This window comes from Pseudarthrobacter sp. YAF2, from assembly GCF_052113345.1.
GTDB lineage: Bacteria > Actinomycetota > Actinomycetes > Actinomycetales > Micrococcaceae > Arthrobacter.
Window position 1 is genome coordinate 64231 of the sequence record NZ_JBFRDA010000018.1, and the last position, 17995, is coordinate 82225.

The following is a 17995-nucleotide window of genomic DNA, read 5'->3' on the forward strand; positions in this document are numbered from 1 at the left end:
CAATGGTCAGCACGCCCACCCGGCCGCAGGGCAGCAAGCCGCGCTCCGGCTCCGCAGCCAAGGCCGCGCGGCCGCCGGCTTCAGCCGGGACGAAACTGCGGGCCCTCCACCATAAATTCTGGTCCGCCCTGGAGGGCACCGGAACCTCCAGGAACGGCTCCACCTACTACCTGATCCTCGGTGCCACCCTGGCGCTGACCGCCATTGGGATCATGATGGTCCTCTCCGCCTCCAGCGTCGAATCGATCGCCGCCGGTAAATCCCCCTACGGCGATGCCCTGAAACAGGGTGGCTTCGCGGCGATCGGGATCTTCACCATGTTCGTCCTCTCGCGCGTCAACGTGGTGTGGCTCAAGCGGCTGGCCTGGCCCGCCGTCGGGGCCGCCGTGCTGTTATTGGGGCTGGTCCAGGTGGTGGGCTCCGAAATCAACGGCAACAAGAACTGGATCGACGTCGGCGGCATCACCTTCCAGCCCTCCGAGGCAGCCAAGCTTGCCCTTGCCCTCTGGATGGCAACGGTCCTGGCTATGAAAGGCCGGCTGCTCAGCCGCTGGCAGCACGTGCTGGTTCCCGCCGTGCCCATGGCCGCCGTCGTCATCGTCCTGATCCTGGTGGGCAACGACCTCGGCACGGCCATGATCATCATGATGATCATGGCCGCCGCCCTCTTTTTCGCCGGCGTGCCGCTCTACCTCTTCGGGATCGCCGGACTCATCGCCGCCGCAGGGACCGCCTTCATGGCCGTCACCAGCTCCAACCGCATGTGCCGCATCACGTCGTGGTGGACCGGGCAGTCCTGTGCTGACGGCGTCGACGCCAACTACCAGGCAACCAACGGCCTCTACGGCCTCGCCTCCGGAGGCTGGCTCGGCGTCGGCCTGGGGCAGAGCCGGCAAAAATACAGCTGGATCCCCGAAGCCCACAACGACTTCATTTTCGCCATCATTGGCGAGGAACTCGGCCTGGTGGGGACCGTCGTCGTACTGGTCCTGTTCGCCATCCTGGGCGCTGCCATCTACCGCGTTGTGGTGGCACAGGAAGACATGTTCCACCGCGTCCTGGCAGGCACCATCATGGTGTGGCTCCTGGGCCAGGCCACGGTGAACATGTCCGTCGTCACCGGCCTGATGCCCGTCATCGGCGTGCCCCTGCCGTTTATCTCCTACGGCGGCTCGGCCCTGCTGATGTCGCTGTGCGCCGTGGGCGTGGTTCTGTCGCTGGCCCGCGAACAGATGGCACCTGCCATGCGGCCCAAACGGATGCTGAAGTTCAAGGCCAGGAAAAACCGTGACAAGAGCCAACCAAAGAATTCCAGAAAGCGTGCATAACCCGAGATGACACCAGCCACCCCCTCTATCGTCCTGGCCGGCGGCGGAACAGCCGGCCACATCAGCCCGCTCCTCGCCATCGCCGCGGCCCTCCGGAACGAAGCACCGGGGGCGGAAATCCTCGCTGTCGGAACGCCATCGGGGATGGAAACCCGCCTGGTTCCCGCTGCCGGCGTGCAACTGGCCACGATCGACCGTGTGCCCTTTCCGCGGAAGCCGTCAGCGGATCTGTTCCGCCTGCCCGGCAGGCTGGCCGGTGCGGTCCGCCAGGCCGGCGCAATCCTGGACCGGGCCAACGCCGATGTGCTGGTGGGAGTGGGCGGGTACGTGTGCACCCCGATGTACCTGGCGGCACGCAAACGCCGCATCCCCGTGGTGATCCACGAAGCCAACGCACGCCCGGGTTTGGCCAACCGCGTGGGAGCATTCCTCAACGGCACGGTTGCCGTGGCATTCGAGGGCACCCCGCTTAGGCATGCCGTCCACGTCGGCATGCCCATGCGGAAGGAAATCTCCGGGCTGGACCGGAAGAGCGCGCGGACCGCGGCCCGGGCAGCCCTGGGGCTCGATCCCCAACAGCCGACGCTGATCGTCACCGGCGGGTCTTCCGGGGCGCAAAGCATCAACCGGACCATCGCCGCCGCGGTGGGCCGGCTGGCCGGGGCCGGCATCCAGACACTGCATGTCACCGGCCGCGGCAAGACCGTGCTGGACGAGGCCGGCCAGCCCCTCACGGCGGACGGGTACCGGCAGGTGGAGTACATCGATGGCATGGAGCTCGCCTACGCCGCAGCAGACCTTCTGCTGGCACGTTCGGGCGCCGCCACTGTCTGCGAGGTGGCTGCCGTTGGCGTTCCCGCGGTCCTGGTGCCGCTGCCCATCGGCAACGGTGAACAGGCCCTGAACGCGGCGGGCCTGGTGGCCGCAGGCGGCGCGCTGCTGGTGGCCGACCGTGATTTCACGCCCGACTGGGTGGCACGCGAACTGATCCCCCTGATCGCGGACAAAGCACGGCTCGCCGCCATGGAAGCCAAGTCCTACCGGCTCGGTATCCGAAACGCCGACCAGCGGATGGCTGGTCTTGTCCTGGAAGCGGTATCCGCATGAATCCCCACACCAACGCACGCCCTGACACCCTCGGCAAGGTGCACTTCATCGGCATCGGGGGAGTGGGCATGTCCGCCGTGGCCCGGATCATGGTGGCGCGCGGGGTCCCGGTCAGCGGATCCGATGCCAAGGACCTGCCCGTCATGGCGGACCTCGCGGCGGCCGGTGCCCGCATCGCGATCGGGTACGCCGCGGAGAACCTGGGGGACGCGCAGACAGTGGTGGCCGGGTCCGCCATCAGGGAAGACAACCCGGAAGTGGCTGCCGCGAAGCAGGCGGGGCTGCCCGTACTCCACCGCTCCGAAGCCCTGGCAGCCACCATGGGGGACGACGCCGTGGTGACAGTGGCGGGAACGCATGGAAAATCCACCACCACGTCCATGATCACGGTGTTGCTGCGGGCCGCCGGCCTGGACCCTTCTTTTGCCGTGGGTGCGAATATTCCTGCCCTGGGCGTCAACGCCGCCCACGGGACCTCCGGCATCTTCGTAGCGGAAGCCGATGAATCCGACGGCTCCTTCCTGAACTACCGGCCCCGCATCGCCGTCGTCACCAACGTCGAGCCGGACCATCTCGACTACTACGGCACGGCCGAGGCGGTCTACGAGTCGTTCGACCGGTTCACCGCCCTGCTGCCCGCTGACGGGCTCCTGGTCGCCTGTGCAGACGACGCCGGGGCGTTGGCCCTCGCGGAAAGGACTCGGGACGGCGGCGCCACGCGCGTGGTCCTGTACGGCACCAACGAGGCGGCGGATATACGGCTTATCGACGACGGTCCGGGCCAGTTGGCCGTCGCAACCTCCGCCGGGCAGTGGGCGCTTGCCCTGCAGGTTCCAGGCCGGCACAACGCACTCAACGCCGCAGCAGCGTTTGCCGTGGCCCTTGAACTCGGCGTGGAGCCGGCGGCCGCCGCGGCCGGCCTTGCCAGCTTCGCGGGCGCCTCCCGCCGTTTCGAACTGAAAGGCACAGCCCGGGGGGTGCGGGTCTTCGACGACTACGCCCACCACCCGACGGAAGTCCGCGCTGCCCTTGCCGCGGCCCGCTCCGTAGCCGGAGACCACAAGGTCCACGTGCTCTTCCAGCCGCACCTGTTCTCCCGGACCAGGGAGTTCGCCGCCCAGTTCGCCGACGCCCTGAACCTGGCGGACACCGCCTTGGTCCTGGACATCTACCCGGCCAGGGAGGACCCCATTCCGGGCGTCACGAGCCAGCTCATCGCCGACCACCTCACTGGCGGAGGACGGCTGGTGGCCGCCGCCGACGCCGTCGCCACCCTGGCAGCAGCGGCCGGTGATGGCGACGTCGTCCTGACCGTCGGTGCCGGTGACGTCACCGCCTACGGCCCCCGGATAGTGGAGGCGCTGGATGCCTAGCTCCCGCCGCCCCACCTACGCTCCTCCGAAGCGGAACAACCGTACTGGCGCTGCAGCGGGCACCGGCGCCCGGAAGGACCCGGAGAAAGACGCACCCCGTCCCGCCGGTGGCGATGTCATTACCGCTTCCCGCAGCATTCCTGAGCAGACCGTGCAAAAACCGGCCAAGGCGCAGGAACCTGCCGGTGCGACGGTCCTGGCGTTTCCGGAGCCTAAAGCCAAGCGGCGCCGGAAGAAAGTCCTGCTTGCGATCGGCACCGTGCTGGTGCTCGTGGCGGGACTCCTCGCCGGGGCCATCTATTCGCCCGTCCTCGCCCTGCAGACCATCTCGGTCAGTGGCACCCGGCTGCTGACGCCCGCCCAGGTGCAGGCCGCACTGGAACCCCTCCGCGGCAAGCCGCTGCCGCAGATCAGTGACGACGACGTGCGCGGCCTCCTCGGGCCCCTGGTTCAGGTCAAGTCCGTCTCGGTCGAGGCACGGCCGCCCTCCACGCTGGCCATCGCCGTGCATGAGCGGATTCCGGTGGCCCTGGTCAAGCAGGGGGAGCAGTACCAGCTGGTGGACGTCGACGGCGTCCAGCTGGCCACCACGGCCGACCCGGGCTCGGCGTCCCTGCCGGTGATTGACGGCGGCGCCGGCGCAATCGGCCAGGACCTTTTCCGTGCAACGGCAGCAGTCCTGGGTGCTTTGCCGGCGGATGTGCTGGCCAGGCTTTCGAATGCCTCGGCCCAGTCCGTGGACGCCGTGGAGCTGAAGCTCGTGGAGGGCCAGACGGTTGTGTGGGGCAACGCCTCGGAGAAGGAACTTAAGGCCAAGGTGCTGGCCGCACTGCTCAAGGTTCCGGCGGATCCGAAGAATCCCGTCAGGGTCTACGATGTCAGTGTGCCCCGGCACCCCGTGACGCGCTGAGCGCTTTCTTTCCCGGTATTAATCCGACACGCGGACCCGGTTATTGAATGTCGGAACCAGAGGAAATACCGTCACAGACATGAGTTACTTGACATAACTATAACCTTCAAGTCGAAGGTTAAGGTTGCAGGCTTCAAGCTCACCATCAGTTTTCGCAATACAGACACGAACAAGGGACACGTAACGTGGCAGCTCCGCAGAATTACTTGGCCGTCATCAAAGTCGTCGGCATCGGCGGCGGTGGCGTGAACGCAGTCAACCGCATGATCGAGGTCGGCCTCAGGGGTGTTGAATTCATCGCCATCAACACCGACGCCCAGGCCCTGCTGATGAGCGACGCCGACGTCAAGCTCGACGTCGGGCGCGAGCTGACCCGCGGCCTGGGGGCCGGCGCCAACCCGGAGGTGGGGAAGCAGGCTGCCGAGGACCACGCGGACGAGATCGAGGAAGTCCTCCGCGGCGCCGACATGGTCTTCGTGACCGCCGGCGAAGGCGGCGGGACGGGCACCGGCGGCGCGCCCGTCGTCGCCCGCATTGCACGCTCCCTCGGGGCTCTGACCATTGGCGTGGTAACCCGTCCGTTCACCTTCGAGGGCCGGCGCCGCGCCGGTTCCGCCGAGGCCGGAATCGACGCCCTGCGCGACGAAGTGGACACCCTGATCGTGATCCCCAACGACCGCCTGCTGTCCATCAGCGACCGCAACGTCTCGGTGCTGGACGCCTTCCGCTCCGCCGATCAGGTCCTGCTGTCCGGCGTCCAGGGCATCACCGACCTCATCACCACCCCTGGCCTGATCAACCTCGACTTCGCCGACGTCAAGTCCGTGATGCAGGGTGCCGGCTCGGCCCTCATGGGCATTGGCTCGGCACGCGGTGAGGACCGCGCCGTCAAGGCTGCCGAACTGGCCATCGCGTCACCGCTGCTGGAAGCCTCCATCGACGGCGCCCACGGCGTGCTGCTCTCCATCCAGGGCGGCTCGGACCTGGGCCTGTTCGAGATCAACGAAGCCGCGCGGCTGGTCCAGGAAGTGGCCCACCCCGAGGCCAACATCATCTTCGGTGCCGTCATCGACGACGCCCTGGGCGACGAAGCACGCGTCACCGTTATCGCTGCCGGCTTCGACGACGTCAAGGCCACTTCACCTTCCATGGACCAGTCCCAGCCGCAGGCCGCCCCCCAGCGGCCCGCTGCCCCCGCTGCCGCTCCCGCCTCGGCCCACCCCCAGGGCAATGGAAGCCACCAGGGCGGAAACCACCAGGGCAATGGAAGCCACCAGCAGAACGTCCAGCCCATCCACGCCGGCGTCGGCGCAGCGGGCCTGAGCAACTGGGGCCAGCAGCGTCCGTCTGCTGTCCCTGCCGACTCCGGCTTCGACGTCGACCTCCCCTCCGTCGTGGAGCCGGACCTGACCGGCAACCACCCGGATGACCTGGATGTCCCCGACTTCCTGAAGTAGGCACCGGCTTGTTCCATTGGCGGGCCGACATCCTGCCCGGGGTGTCGGCCGCGTTTACCGACGCCAGCGCGGGAAACCTGGCCCTGCACGTGGGAGATGACCCCACGCAGGTCATGGAGCACCGGAGCCGCCTGGAGGAATCCATCGGGGCCGCCCCGCGGTCACTGCGCTTCATGAACCAGGTTCACGGCACCACCGTCGCCCTGATGGAGTGGGACTCTCCCGTGCCCGAGGCCGACGCTATGGTGTCGCGGGGCATTCCCCTGGCTGTCATGGTGGCGGACTGCATTCCCGTGGTGCTCGCCGGGGAGTCGGGCAACGGGCCGGTCCTCGCCGCAGTCCACGCCGGCCGCCCGGGTACCGCCAATGGTGTCCTGCCCGCCGCCGTGGACGCCATGAAGTCCCTTGGGGCGTCCCGTATCCGTGCCTGGCTGGGGCCCTCAATCTGCGGAGCCTGCTACGAGGTCCCCGCTGCCCTGCGTGAGGAGGTGGCCGCCAAGGTGCCGGCAACGTGGAGCACCACCTCCTGGGGAACACCCGCGCTGGACCTCCCGGCCGGTGCGCGGAGTCAACTTGAGGCCGCCGGCGTTGAAGTGGCGTACTCCGGTCCCTGCACCCTCGAGACTGAAACCCTGTACTCCTACCGCCGCGACCCGAATACCGGCCGTTTCGCCGGGCTGGTGTGGTGCCATGACTGAGCATCCGCACGACGTTCAGGACCCGGCGCCCGATCCCCGCGCCGCCGAGCTCGCAGAGCGGCTCGCCGCGGTAAGGAACAGGATCGCTGCTGCTGCCGAGGCAAGCGGACGCGGTGACCGGCCGCCGTCGCTGATCGTGGTCACCAAGTTCCACCCGGCCGCCGACATCCGTCGCCTCGCAACGCTCGGGGTCACCGACGTCGGCGAGAACCGGGACCAGGAGGCGGCCGCCAAAGCAGCCGAACTGGCCGGGCTGGCCCTCAACTGGCATTTCGTAGGCCAGCTGCAGAGCAAAAAGGCCAAGTCGGTGGCCCGGTACGCGGCTGCCGTCCATTCAGTGGACCGTGTCCAGCTGGTGGACGCCTTGGCCAAAGCGGTGCGGAACGAGATGGATGCCCGTGGGCGGAATCCTTTGGCCTGTTTCATCCAGGTCAGCCTGGAGGACGACGGCGGTACGCACCGCGGCGGGGCGGCCCCGGCCGAGGTGCCGCTCCTGGCGGAGAGGATCGCCGGTTCCGCCGGCCTGCACCTGGCCGGCGTGATGGCGGTGGCGCCACTGGGTGCCCCGCCTGAACCGGCGTTTCAGAAACTCGCAGCTGTCTCGGCCCGGCTTGTGGCGGACCACCCGGGCGCCTCGGCCATCTCGGCAGGCATGAGCCAGGACCTGGAGGCGGCCATCAAGTTCGGGGCGACACACCTGCGAATCGGTTCCGATATTCTCGGATCGCGTCCCGCGGTGGGGTAGCGTCGGACCTGTTGGAAGTGATGGGCGGGGGACTCCAGTGCTGTCAAGTCATTGGGCGGCCCGCTTACGGGACACGATTAGGAGTCGACCATGGCCGGCGCTCTGCGCAAGACAATGATCTATCTTGGGCTCGCCGACGGCGATGAGCATTACGAGTCCGAGCAACAGACCACACGTAAGGATGAGGACGAACCCATGGAAGTCGACCGCGATGAGCGCCGTGCTCCGGCACCGGTCCGCGAAGTCAGCCGTGAGGCGTCTTACACCCCTGAAGAGGAATACCGCGCCCCTGTGACCCCGATTAAGCGTGCGGCGTCGAGCCGTGAAGAGAACACCGGACTTCGCCAGATCACCACCATCCACCCCCGCTCCTACAACGATGCCAAGCTCATCGGTGAGAGTTTCCGGGACGGTATCCCGGTGATCATGAACGTCACTGACATGGGCGAGGCAGACGCAAAGCGCCTGGTGGACTTCTCGGCCGGGCTGGTATTCGGCCTGCGCGGCAGCATCGAACGGGTGACCAACAAAGTGTTCCTGCTCTCACCGTCCTACGTCGAAGTGATCGGCGACGACAAGAAGGTCAGCGAAACGCAGGCCAGTTTCTTCAACCAGAGCTGAAGGCCAACGCCGCAGACAGATGCCAGGCAGGGACACCTGTCTGGCATCTGTGCTGAAATAGAGAAGACAACGGCAGGACAACGCGGCATCCGGACGGGATGTCCGCACGATATATGGAGATATGAAATAAGTCATGGGAATTGTTTTCGGACTTCTCTATCTCGCGCTGCTGCTGTTCTTCGTCGCCCTCATCATCCGCCTGGTCTACGACTGGGTGCAGATGTTCGCGAGGGAATGGCGGCCCCGGGGCGCGGCACTTGTGGTGGCACACGCTGTTTACTCCATCACCGACCCGCCGCTCAAGGGACTGCGGCGCATGATCCCGCCCCTCCGGCTCGGCGGCATCTCCCTGGACCTGGGCTTCCTGATCCTGTTCATCGGCGTCAGCATTGCGATGAGCATCACCAGGAACCTGGCCTGATTCACCAACAAAGACTTGGCAATGCAGGATGATCCTCCCGGGAACAGCTACTGTAAAGCAAAGAAACCTCCCGTTTGACACCGCAGTGTTGAATTAGAGTAAGCAGACCAAATTTAGGTACCGTAGTTTTGACGGCCGGAAGGCCTACTGACTAACCAGACCAGTGAGGTGACCAGATGGCTTTGACGCCAGAAGACGTTGTCAACAAGCGCTTTCAGCCCACCAAGTTCCGCGAGGGCTATGACCAGGACGAGGTTGATGACTTCCTGGACGAAATCGTCGTTGAACTCCGCCGCCTGAACCAGGAAAACGACGAGCTCCGCAAGAAGCTCGCCGAGGCCGGTTCCAGCGTTCCGGCAAGCACCGCTGCCGCACCTGTGGTGGAAAAGGTCCCCGCGCCGGTCAAGTCCGACAAGGATGAAGCCCGCGAGAAGGCTGAAGCCGAAGCGAAGGCTGCCGAAGCCAGCAAGAAGAAGGACGTCCAGCCGGCCGCTCCGGTCGCCGCCGCCCCCGCAGCGTCTGCCGCCTCCACTCCTTCCGCCGAATCCGCTGCCGGCCTGCTGGCCATGGCGCAGCAGATGCACGACCGCCACGTCGCCGAAGGCCAGGCCCAGAAGGACAAGATCATCGCGGAAGCGCAGATCGAAGCCAGCAGCCTTGTCAACGACGCACAGGAGAAGTCCCGCAAGATCCTGGGCGCACTGGAACAGCAGCGTTCCGTCCTGGAGCGCAAGGTAGAGCAGCTCCGCGGCTTCGAACGCGACTACCGTTCGCGCCTGAAGGCCTACATCGAGGGCCAGCTCCGCGACCTGGACGCCCGTGGTTCCGTTGCGACGCCGGAAGTCAGCGAAGCGAACTAACCCTGGCAGCACGTATTCTGAAAGCCGGTGGCTGAGGATTCCTCGGCCACCGGCTTTTGGCATTGATACCTAAGTTTTTCGAAGTGAAAGCACCATGACTGACGAACTTGCAGCCGACGCCGCTCGCCCTGCCCCATCCTCTCCGCGCCCCCGACGGGCTGTGCTGCTGTCCCTCTTCGGCGGGTTCGCGGTCTTTGCCTACGTCCTGGACCAGCTGACCAAACTCTGGGTGACCTCCACCATGGTGGAAGGCGAACGGATCCCTGTGCTGCCGCCCCTCCTGCACTGGTACTTCATCCGGAACTCCGGTGCCGCGTTTTCGATCGGGGAGAACGTCACGTGGGTGTTCTCCATCATCATGGCCGGGGTCGCCGTCGCCATCCTCTTCCAGGTCCGCAGGCTGGGCTCGGCCTGGTGGTCCCTCGCGCTCGGCCTGCTGCTGGGCGGCGCCCTGGGCAACCTGACGGACCGGCTCTTCCGCGAACCCTCCTTCGGCATGGGGCACGTGGTGGACTTCATCCAGCTCCCCAACTTCGCGATCTTCAACATCGCGGACTCCGCCGTCGTGTCCGCTGTCGCCATCATCTGCATCCTGACCATCCGCGGAATCGCCCTGGACGGCACACGCCTGGGGAACGCGCACAAGGACAAGCCCGGCCATGAGTGAGCGAATCGTTGTCGCCGAGGAATTCGGCGGGACACGGGCCGACGCCGGACTGGCCGGCCTCCTGGGTGTGTCACGGTCCGTGGCCGCGTCCCTGTTGTCCGAGGGCCATGTGCTCACCCGGGGCAAGCCGCTGGGTAAATCGGCAAAACTTGTGGCGGGGGATGTCCTTGACGTCACCGTCCCGGAGCGGCGGGACCCGCTGGAAGTCGTGGAGGAAGTTGTGGAAGGCCTGAAGATCCTGCTGGATGACGAGGACTTTGTCGTCGTCGACAAACCCGTGGGTGTTGCGGCGCATCCCTCGCCCGGCTGGGTGGGACCCACCGTGGTGGGCGGACTGGCAGGCGCCGGCTACCGCATCTCCACCTCCGGCGCGCCCGAGCGGGCCGGAATCGTGCACCGGCTCGACGTCGGAACGTCCGGAGTGATGGTGGTGGCGAAGTCCGAGCGGGCCTACACGGCCCTCAAACGGGCCTTCAAGGAGCGCACGGTGGACAAGGTGTACCACGCGGTGGTGCAGGGCCTTCCGGACCCGCTGACAGGCACCATCGACGCCCCCATCGGGCGGCACCCCGGACACGACTGGCGTTTTGCCGTTATCGAGGACGGCCGCCCCTCAGTGACCCACTACGAAGTCCTGGAAGCCTTCGGCAAGGCCAGCCTGGTGGAAGTCCACCTGGAAACGGGCCGGACGCACCAGATCAGGGTCCACTTTTCCGCCCTCCGCCACCCTTGCGCCGGCGACCTCACTTACGGTGCCGACCCGCGCCTTGCAGCCACCCTGGGGCTCACCCGGCAGTGGCTCCACGCCCGCCAACTGGGATTCGACCACCCGGTGACGGGGGAGCGCGTCACCGTCACCAGCGATTACCCGCAGGACCTGGCCTACGCCCTGGACGTGCTGGAATCGGGTCAGGCCTGACACGGGCAGCCTGCGCCGGGCCGCCAAGCGGCAGCGCTTAGAATAGTGCGGTGAGTTCCAGCAAAGATTCGTTTGTCCACCTGCACACCCACACCGAATATTCCATGCTGGATGGAGCCGCCCGCCTGGGCGAGCTGTTCGATGAAACCGAGCGCTTGGGCATGCCTGCCCTTGCCACCACCGACCACGGCTACTTGTTCGGGGCGTTCGATTTCTGGCGCAAGGCCACGGACAAGGGCATCAAACCGATCATCGGCGTCGAAGCCTACGTAACCCCCGGCACCGCCCGCACGGACAAGGAACGCGTCCGCTGGGGCGATGAGTCCCAGCGCAAGGACGACGTGTCCGGCGGTGGTTCCTACACCCACATGACGCTCCTGAGCTACAACAACGTGGGCATGCGGAACCTTTTCCGGGCCTCCTCCATCGCCTCCCTTGATTCCGTGTTCGGCAAGTGGCCGCGGCTGGACCGCGAGCTGCTCAACACCTACTCGGAAGGGCTCATCGCCACCACCGGATGCCCCTCCGGTGAGGTGCAGACACGGCTCCGCCTTGGCCAGTACCGCGAAGCACTGGAGGCGGCGGCCGAATTCCGGGACATCTTCGGCGCGGAAAACTACTTCTGCGAGCTCATGGACCACGGACTGGACATTGAACGGCGGGTCACCGGCGACCTCCTGAGGCTCGCCAAGGACCTGAACCTGCCGCTGGTGGCCACCAACGACCTCCACTACACCCACGAACACGATGCCAAGGCCCACGAGGCCCTGCTGGCCATCCAGTCCGGCTCCACGCTGCTCGAACCCACCTACGACAACGGCGGTTCGCGGTTTGCGTTCTCCGGCAGCGGCTACTACCTCAAATCCCCGCAGGAAATGCGCGAGCTGTTCCGCGACCACCCGGACGCCTGCGACAACACGCTGCTCATCGCCGAGCGCTGCGAGGTGTCCTTCAACACGGACGCCAACTTCATGCCCCGGTTCCCGTGCCCGACCGGCGAGGACGAGACGTCCTGGCTGGTCAAGGAAGTGGACAAGGGCCTGCAGTACCGCTACCCGGGCGGCATCCCGGACGAGGTCCGCAAGCAGGCCGACTACGAGCTCGGCGTCATCACGTCCATGGGGTTCCCCGGATACTTCCTGGTGGTTGCCGACTTCATCAACTGGGCCAAGAACAACGGCATTCGCGTTGGCCCCGGCCGTGGCTCGGGTGCAGGTTCCATGGTTGCCTACGCCATGCGCATCACCGACCTCGACCCCCTGCGCCACGGCCTGATCTTCGAACGCTTCCTCAACCCTGACCGCGTCTCCATGCCCGACTTCGACGTCGACTTCGATGACCGGCGCCGCTCGGAAGTCATCGACTACGTGACCCGCAAGTACGGTGACGAACGCGTCGCCATGATCGTCACCTACGGCACCATCAAGACCAAGCAGGCCCTCAAGGACTCCTCCCGCGTCCTGGGCTACCCGTTCAGCATGGGCGAGACGCTGACCAAGGCCCTGCCTCCCGCCGTGATGGCCAAGGACATTCCGCTCGCGGACATCCAGAACCCCGAAGCCAAGCGCTACAGCGAGGCCGGCGACTTCCGCCAGCTGATCGCCACCGACCCGGAAGCCGCCAAGGTCTTCGAGACGGCCCTGGGCATCGAAGGCCTGAAGCGCCAGTGGGGCGTGCACGCGGCCGGCGTCATCATGTCCTCGGACCCCATCATCGATGTCATCCCCATCATGCGCCGCTTCCAGGACGGCCAGGTGATCACCCAGTTCGACTACCCGACGTCCGAGGGCCTTGGCCTGATCAAGATGGACTTCCTGGGCCTGCGGAACCTGACGATCATTTCCGATGCCCTCGAGAACATCAAGATGAACCGCGGCATCGACCTGGACCTGGAAAACCTCGAGCTCGACGACGCCCCGTCCTACGAACTCCTGGCCCGCGGTGACACCCTGGGCGTGTTCCAGCTCGACGGCGGGCCCATGCGGTCCCTGCTCAAGCTCATGAAGCCTGACAACTTCGAAGACATCTCCGCCGTGCTGGCGCTCTACCGTCCCGGCCCCATGGGCGCCAACGCCCACACCGACTACGCGCTGCGCAAGAACGGGATCCAGGAAGTCATCCCCATCCACCCGGAGCTGGAGGAACCGCTCAAGGAAATCCTCGGCGGAACGTATGGCCTGATCGTCTACCAGGAGCAGGTGATGGCCGTGGCGCAGAAACTGGCCGGCTACTCGCTGGGCCAGGCAGACATCCTCCGGCGCGCCATGGGCAAGAAAAAGAAGTCGGAGCTGGATAAGCAGTTCGCCGGCTTCTCCCAGGGCATGCAGGACAACGGCTACTCGATGGAGGCGGTCAAGACCCTCTGGGACATCCTGCTGCCCTTCTCCGACTACGCGTTCAACAAGGCCCACTCCGCCGCGTACGGGGTCATCTCCTACTGGACCGCGTACCTGAAAGCGCACTACGCGCCCGAGTACATGGCGGCACTGCTGACCTCCGTGGGTGACGACAAGGACAAGTCCGCCATCTACCTGAACGAATGCCGCCGCATGGGCATCACGGTGCTTCCGCCGGACGTCAACGAGTCCGCCCTGAACTTCACCCCTGTGGGCAATGACATCCGCTTCGGCATGGGCGCCATCCGCAATGTGGGTGCCAACGCCGTCGAGGCCATGGTCACCGCACGTGAGACCGAAGGCGCCTATACCTCCTTCAAGGACTACCTGATGAAGGTACCGGCGGTGGTCTGCAACAAGAGGACCATCGAATCCCTGATCAAGTCCGGAGCCTTCGACTCGCTGGGCCACCACCGGCGTGCGCTGGCCATGATCCACGAAGAAGCCATCGACTCCGTCATTACCTTGAAGCGGAACGAGGCAATCGGCCAGTTCGACCTCTTTGCCGGCTTTGAGGAAGCCGAATCGGAAGCGTCGCTCAGCATCGAGATCCCGGACCTGCCCGAGTGGGAGAAGAAGGACAAGCTGTCCTTTGAGCGGGACATGCTGGGCCTGTACGTCTCGGACCACCCGTTGCAGGGCCTCGAAGGACTGCTGAGCCAGCACGCGGAAATGAGCATCACCAGCATCATCGGCGAGGACGGGCCGCAGGACGGCGCCATCATCACCATCGCCGGCATGATCACCTCGCTGAGCCGCCGCATCGCCAAAGCCAGCGGCAACGCCTACGCCCGGGCCGAGATCGAGGACCTGGGCGGTTCCATCGAAGTCATGTTCTTCGGCCAGGTTTACGGACCCATCGCCTCCGTGCTCGCCGAGGACCTGATCGTGGTGGTCAAGGGCCGCCTGCAAAAGCGCGACGACGGCGCGATCACCTTGAACTGCATGGAATTGTCCGTTCCGGACCTGAGCGAGGGCCTGCACGGGCCGCTGGTCATCACCATGCCCACCTATAAGGCCACCGAAGCCGTGGTCACGGAACTGGGGGATGTGCTGCGCACGCACCGGGGCAATTCGGAAGTGCGGTTGCACCTTCAGGGTGACACCCGCACGGAGATCATGGGCCTGCCGGTCCACCTGCGGGTGAACCCCAGCCCGTCCCTGTTCGGTGACCTGAAAGTGCTGCTGGGCCCGGCCTGCCTGGACGCCTGACCGGGGAGGGCGACGCCGGAAGCCGGCTTCCGGCGTCGCCCGCGCCTTTGTTCCGGGTCACGGCAGCCCGGCGCCAAGGCCGGGTCCGCTAGATTTCGTAGTCCAGCGGGACGGGCTGCCCGTAGGCGCCGCCGTGGTACAGCAGCGGCGCACCGTCGCCGCCCACCTGGCCGTCCACCACCTGGACCACCACCACGGCGTTGTTTTCGAAGGACAGCCGCATCTGCACCTCGCCGATCAGCCAGCCGGCCACATCCTTCAGGATGGGCACGCCGTGGGGCCCGATTTCCCAGTGGTTGCCCTCGAACCGGTTGCCCGGCCGGGCGAAGCGGGCTGCCAACTCCTGGTTTTCCAGGCCCAGCATGTGGACTCCCAGGTACTGGGTGTTGGCAACGGCGGGCCACGACCTGGAACTGCGGGCCATATTGAACGTGAAGCGCGGCGGTTTGGCGGACAACGAGGCCACCGAGGTGGCGGTGAACCCGTAGGGCTCGTCCTGGTAGTTCACTGTGATGATGGCGACGCCGGCGGCATGCCGCCGGAACATCTCCCGGAACGTCTGCTCAAAGGGCTCGCTGTTGTCGGTCACCGGAACTCCTGCGCTAAGTGGCATATCTCTTTCCCCAAGCGTATTGGCCCGCGGGCCAGGCGGGAAAACACCCAGCCGCGGAACCCCTGATGGGCTCCGCAGGAACCTTTGTTAAGGTGTCTCTCATGACGAACTTTGCCCGCCCCGCGCGGCGGCAGCTGCCATGGTCCCTGCTGCTGGTCCCCGCGGCGGCGGGAGTTCCGGCCGGCCTCCTCTGGTGGCTGCTGGCCCCGGGCGGACTGAACCTGATCACCCGGAACCCCTCCCTGGCCTCCGGCACTGCTCCGCTGGTGTGGCTTCCGCGCGACCTGACACTCGCCGGGATCCTGGTGCTGGCCGGCTGCCTGCTGGCGGTGTTCCTGGCGGACGGCAAGCGTACGGATGCCCAAACGGCGCTGCTGGCCGGCCTGGTCGGAGCAGTGGCGGGCAGCCTGGTTGCCTGGGGAACCGGTCTTCTCGCGGCCCGGATCTGGGGCCCGGCGGTGGACACCTCGGCGAATGCCAGCATCGCCTTCTCGCTCCGGGCGTTGCCTGTGCTGCTGCTGTGGCCGGCTGCCACGGCAGTGTCGGTCTTCGTCTTGGAGCTGGTGGGCATGGCGGGCCGGAAGCCGGACGGCGGCGCCGGCGGAACCGCGGCCGGGAACATCGCCGTAAAATAGTCCGGTGACCACTTCCCCGCAGCCACTTGCCCCCGTGACAGCCGCCGTCGACTTCCGCACCATCGACCTTCGGGGCCGCACCCTGACCCTCGCGGCCCTGCGCGCCGCCGTTCCACGCGCCAAGGGCCAGACTGTGGCGGATGCCGAGGCAAAGGTCCTGGACATCATCGCTGCCGTCCGGCAGCGCGGTTTCGCGGCGCTGGCGGACCTTGCAGAAAAGTTCGACGGCGTGGAGCAGCGCCATCCCCTGGTTCCCCGGGAGGCCATCGCCTCAGCTCTGGACGGGCTCGACCCGGATGTGCGGGCAGCCTTGGAGGAGTCGATCAGCCGGGCACGGAAATTCGCCGACCGGCAACGTCCCCGCAACGTCGATGTCGAACTGGGCGACGGCGCCGTCGTCAGCCAGAACTGGGTGCCCGTGGCGCGCGTGGGACTGTATGTTCCCGGCGGCCTGGCCGTGTACCCGTCCTCGGTGATCATGAACGTGGTGCCGGCGCTGGCGGCGGGAGTGGAATCCATCGCCCTTGCTTCACCGCCACAGAAGGAGTTCGGCGGCCTGCCGCACCCCACTATCCTTGCCGCTGCGGCGCTGCTGGGCATCAGCGAGGTCTACGGCATCGGCGGGGCGCAGGCCATCGCCGCGTTTGCCTACGGTGTGGAAGCCGGTGACGCCGGTCCGGCGCTGGAGCCTGTGGACGTGGTGACCGGGCCCGGCAACATCTTCGTCGCCACCGCCAAGCGCCTGGTCAAGGGTGTGGTGGGCATCGATTCCGAGGCAGGAACCACGGAGATCGCCATCCTGGCCGATGATTCCGCCCGGCCGGCGCTGGTGGCCGCGGACCTGCTCAGCCAGGCCGAGCACGACCCCAAGGCGGCATCGGTCCTGGTCACCGATTCGGAGCCGCTGGCCACGGCGGTGCGCGCCGAGCTGGAACTGCAGGCCGCCGCAACCAAGCACTCCGCCCGGGTCCGGGAGGCGCTGTCCGGTCCCCAGTCCGGCGTCGTCCTGGTGGACAACCTGGACCAGGGTATTGCCGCGTGCGATGCCTACGCCGCCGAGCACCTGGAGATCATGACGCGGGACGCCGCCGCCGTGGCCGCGCGGATCCGGAATGCCGGCGCGATCTTCGTGGGCGACTACAGTCCGGTGAGCCTGGGCGACTACTGCGCAGGCTCCAACCACGTCCTGCCCACCAGCGGGACTGCTGCCTTTTCATCCGGCCTGAACGTCACCACCTTCCTGCGCGCCATCCAGGTGGTCAACTACAGCCGGGAGGCGTTGGCGGAGGTCAGCGGCCATATCGTGAGCCTGTCCCGGGCCGAGGACCTGCCCGCCCACGGGGACGCAATCAGTGCACGGTTCCCGGTCCGCGGTTAGCCACTACATATAGCGTCCCAGCCACTACATATAGTAATTACAGGCTTGTTATTACCCCACATGTAGCCGTAAACTGGGATGGCAGCCCGTCCAACGGCGCTGCCGGCTCCGTTGCCGTTCGACGCCGGAAGTGAGAGGGGAAACGCCATGTACTGCCCGTTCTGCCGCAACCCCGATTCCCGCGTGGTGGACAGCCGGATGGCGGATGACGGCTCGGCTATCCGACGCCGGCGCCAGTGTCCCGAATGCGGCCGCCGGTTCACCACCGTTGAAACCACCAGCCTCTCCGTCATCAAGCGCTCGGGGGTCGGTGAACCCTTCAGCCGCAGCAAGGTGATCAACGGGGTGCGTAAAGCATGCCAGGGACGGCCTGTCAGCGAAGACGATCTCGCCATGCTGGCCCAGGAAGTGGAGGAGCAGATCCGCTCGTCCGGCGCCGCCGAAATCGATGCGCACGAGGTAGGCCTGGTAATCCTCGGACCGCTCCAGAAGTTGGATGAGGTAGCGTACCTGCGCTTCGCGAGCGTGTACCAGGCGTTCGAATCCCTGGAGGACTTCGAATCGGCTATTGCCCTGCTCCGCCACGAGGCCGAGGAAGGCGCAAATGGCGCTGCCGGCCCGAAGAGCTCCGAGAAGAGCCCTCTCTAATCTCCGG

At 66.5% G+C, this 17995-nt stretch carries 17 protein-coding genes; 16 read left to right on the forward strand and 1 reads right to left on the reverse strand.

What is annotated here, in order from left to right:
- The first annotated feature begins 2 nt into the window (after positions 1-2).
- The 13 genes from ftsW to dnaE all read left to right on the forward strand — a co-directional run bounded on the left by ftsW (position 3) and on the right by dnaE (position 14714).
- Positions 3-1328 (forward strand): putative lipid II flippase FtsW, encoded by a 1326-nt coding sequence (ftsW, locus tag AB4Y79_RS17790; protein WP_441864601.1) that lies wholly within the window; start codon positions 3-5, stop codon positions 1326-1328.
- A 6-nt stretch (positions 1329-1334) separates the two neighbouring features.
- Positions 1335-2435, forward strand: coding sequence for an undecaprenyldiphospho-muramoylpentapeptide beta-N-acetylglucosaminyltransferase (murG, locus tag AB4Y79_RS17795; RefSeq protein ID WP_441864604.1), 1101 nt, complete (start codon positions 1335-1337; stop codon positions 2433-2435).
- Positions 2432-3808, forward strand: coding sequence for a UDP-N-acetylmuramate--L-alanine ligase (gene murC, locus AB4Y79_RS17800; RefSeq protein ID WP_441864607.1), 1377 nt, complete (start codon positions 2432-2434; stop codon positions 3806-3808). Before murG ends, murC begins: the two co-directional genes overlap by 4 nt.
- Positions 3801-4718 (forward strand): cell division protein FtsQ/DivIB, encoded by a 918-nt coding sequence (locus AB4Y79_RS17805; protein WP_441864610.1) that lies wholly within the window; start codon positions 3801-3803, stop codon positions 4716-4718. The genes murC and AB4Y79_RS17805 overlap by 8 nt, the downstream gene beginning before the upstream one ends.
- Before the next feature lie 185 nt (positions 4719-4903).
- Positions 4904-6175 carry a cell division protein FtsZ gene (ftsZ, locus tag AB4Y79_RS17810; RefSeq protein WP_441864613.1) on the forward strand — a complete coding sequence of 424 codons (1272 nt, stop codon included), beginning with the start codon at positions 4904-4906 and terminating at the stop codon, positions 6173-6175.
- 8 nt (positions 6176-6183) lie between these two features.
- Positions 6184-6873, forward strand: a complete 690-nt coding sequence (locus tag AB4Y79_RS17815) for a polyphenol oxidase family protein (RefSeq protein WP_441864616.1) — start codon at positions 6184-6186, stop codon at positions 6871-6873.
- Positions 6866-7618 carry a YggS family pyridoxal phosphate-dependent enzyme gene (locus AB4Y79_RS17820; RefSeq protein WP_441864619.1) on the forward strand — a complete coding sequence of 251 codons (753 nt, stop codon included), beginning with the start codon at positions 6866-6868 and terminating at the stop codon, positions 7616-7618. The genes AB4Y79_RS17815 and AB4Y79_RS17820 overlap by 8 nt, the downstream gene beginning before the upstream one ends.
- A 90-nt stretch (positions 7619-7708) precedes the next feature.
- Positions 7709-8239 (forward strand): cell division protein SepF, encoded by a 531-nt coding sequence (locus AB4Y79_RS17825; RefSeq protein ID WP_441864622.1) that lies wholly within the window; start codon positions 7709-7711, stop codon positions 8237-8239.
- Between the two features lie 133 nt (positions 8240-8372).
- The gene (locus AB4Y79_RS17830; RefSeq protein WP_308931336.1) at positions 8373-8660 is read left to right on the forward strand and encodes a YggT family protein; all 288 of its coding nucleotides are present in this window, start codon (positions 8373-8375) and stop codon (positions 8658-8660) included.
- Positions 8661-8836: 176 nt separating this feature from the next.
- Positions 8837-9520, forward strand: a complete 684-nt coding sequence (locus AB4Y79_RS17835) for a DivIVA domain-containing protein (RefSeq protein ID WP_308931335.1) — start codon at positions 8837-8839, stop codon at positions 9518-9520.
- A gap of 94 nt (positions 9521-9614) precedes the next feature.
- The gene (gene lspA / locus AB4Y79_RS17840; RefSeq protein WP_441864627.1) at positions 9615-10187 is read left to right on the forward strand and encodes a signal peptidase II; all 573 of its coding nucleotides are present in this window, start codon (positions 9615-9617) and stop codon (positions 10185-10187) included.
- A complete protein-coding gene (locus AB4Y79_RS17845; RefSeq protein ID WP_441864629.1) occupies positions 10180-11106 on the forward strand; it encodes an RluA family pseudouridine synthase in 927 nt (308 codons plus the stop codon). The genes lspA and AB4Y79_RS17845 overlap by 8 nt, the downstream gene beginning before the upstream one ends.
- A gap of 50 nt (positions 11107-11156) precedes the next feature.
- Complete coding sequence (gene dnaE, locus AB4Y79_RS17850; RefSeq protein ID WP_441864631.1) at positions 11157-14714, forward strand: DNA polymerase III subunit alpha; 3558 nt, start codon at positions 11157-11159, stop codon at positions 14712-14714.
- A gap of 88 nt (positions 14715-14802) precedes the next feature.
- Here dnaE and AB4Y79_RS17855 read toward each other — a convergent pair whose 3' ends face one another.
- Positions 14803-15303, reverse strand: a complete 501-nt coding sequence (locus AB4Y79_RS17855) for a flavin reductase family protein (RefSeq protein WP_308931331.1) — start codon at positions 15301-15303, stop codon at positions 14803-14805.
- Between the two features lie 125 nt (positions 15304-15428).
- Here AB4Y79_RS17855 and AB4Y79_RS17860 point away from each other — a divergent pair, with 125 nt between their 5' ends.
- The 3 genes from AB4Y79_RS17860 to nrdR all read left to right on the forward strand — a co-directional run bounded on the left by AB4Y79_RS17860 (position 15429) and on the right by nrdR (position 17988).
- Positions 15429-15962 (forward strand): hypothetical protein, encoded by a 534-nt coding sequence (locus tag AB4Y79_RS17860; protein ID WP_441864634.1) that lies wholly within the window; start codon positions 15429-15431, stop codon positions 15960-15962.
- Positions 15963-15966: 4 nt separating this feature from the next.
- Entirely contained in the window at positions 15967-17340 is a 1374-nt protein-coding gene (gene hisD, locus AB4Y79_RS17865; RefSeq protein ID WP_441864636.1) for a histidinol dehydrogenase, read from the forward strand.
- 147 nt (positions 17341-17487) lie between these two features.
- Positions 17488-17988 (forward strand): transcriptional regulator NrdR, encoded by a 501-nt coding sequence (gene nrdR / locus AB4Y79_RS17870; protein ID WP_308932192.1) that lies wholly within the window; start codon positions 17488-17490, stop codon positions 17986-17988.
- The last annotated feature ends 7 nt before the right edge of the window (positions 17989-17995 follow it).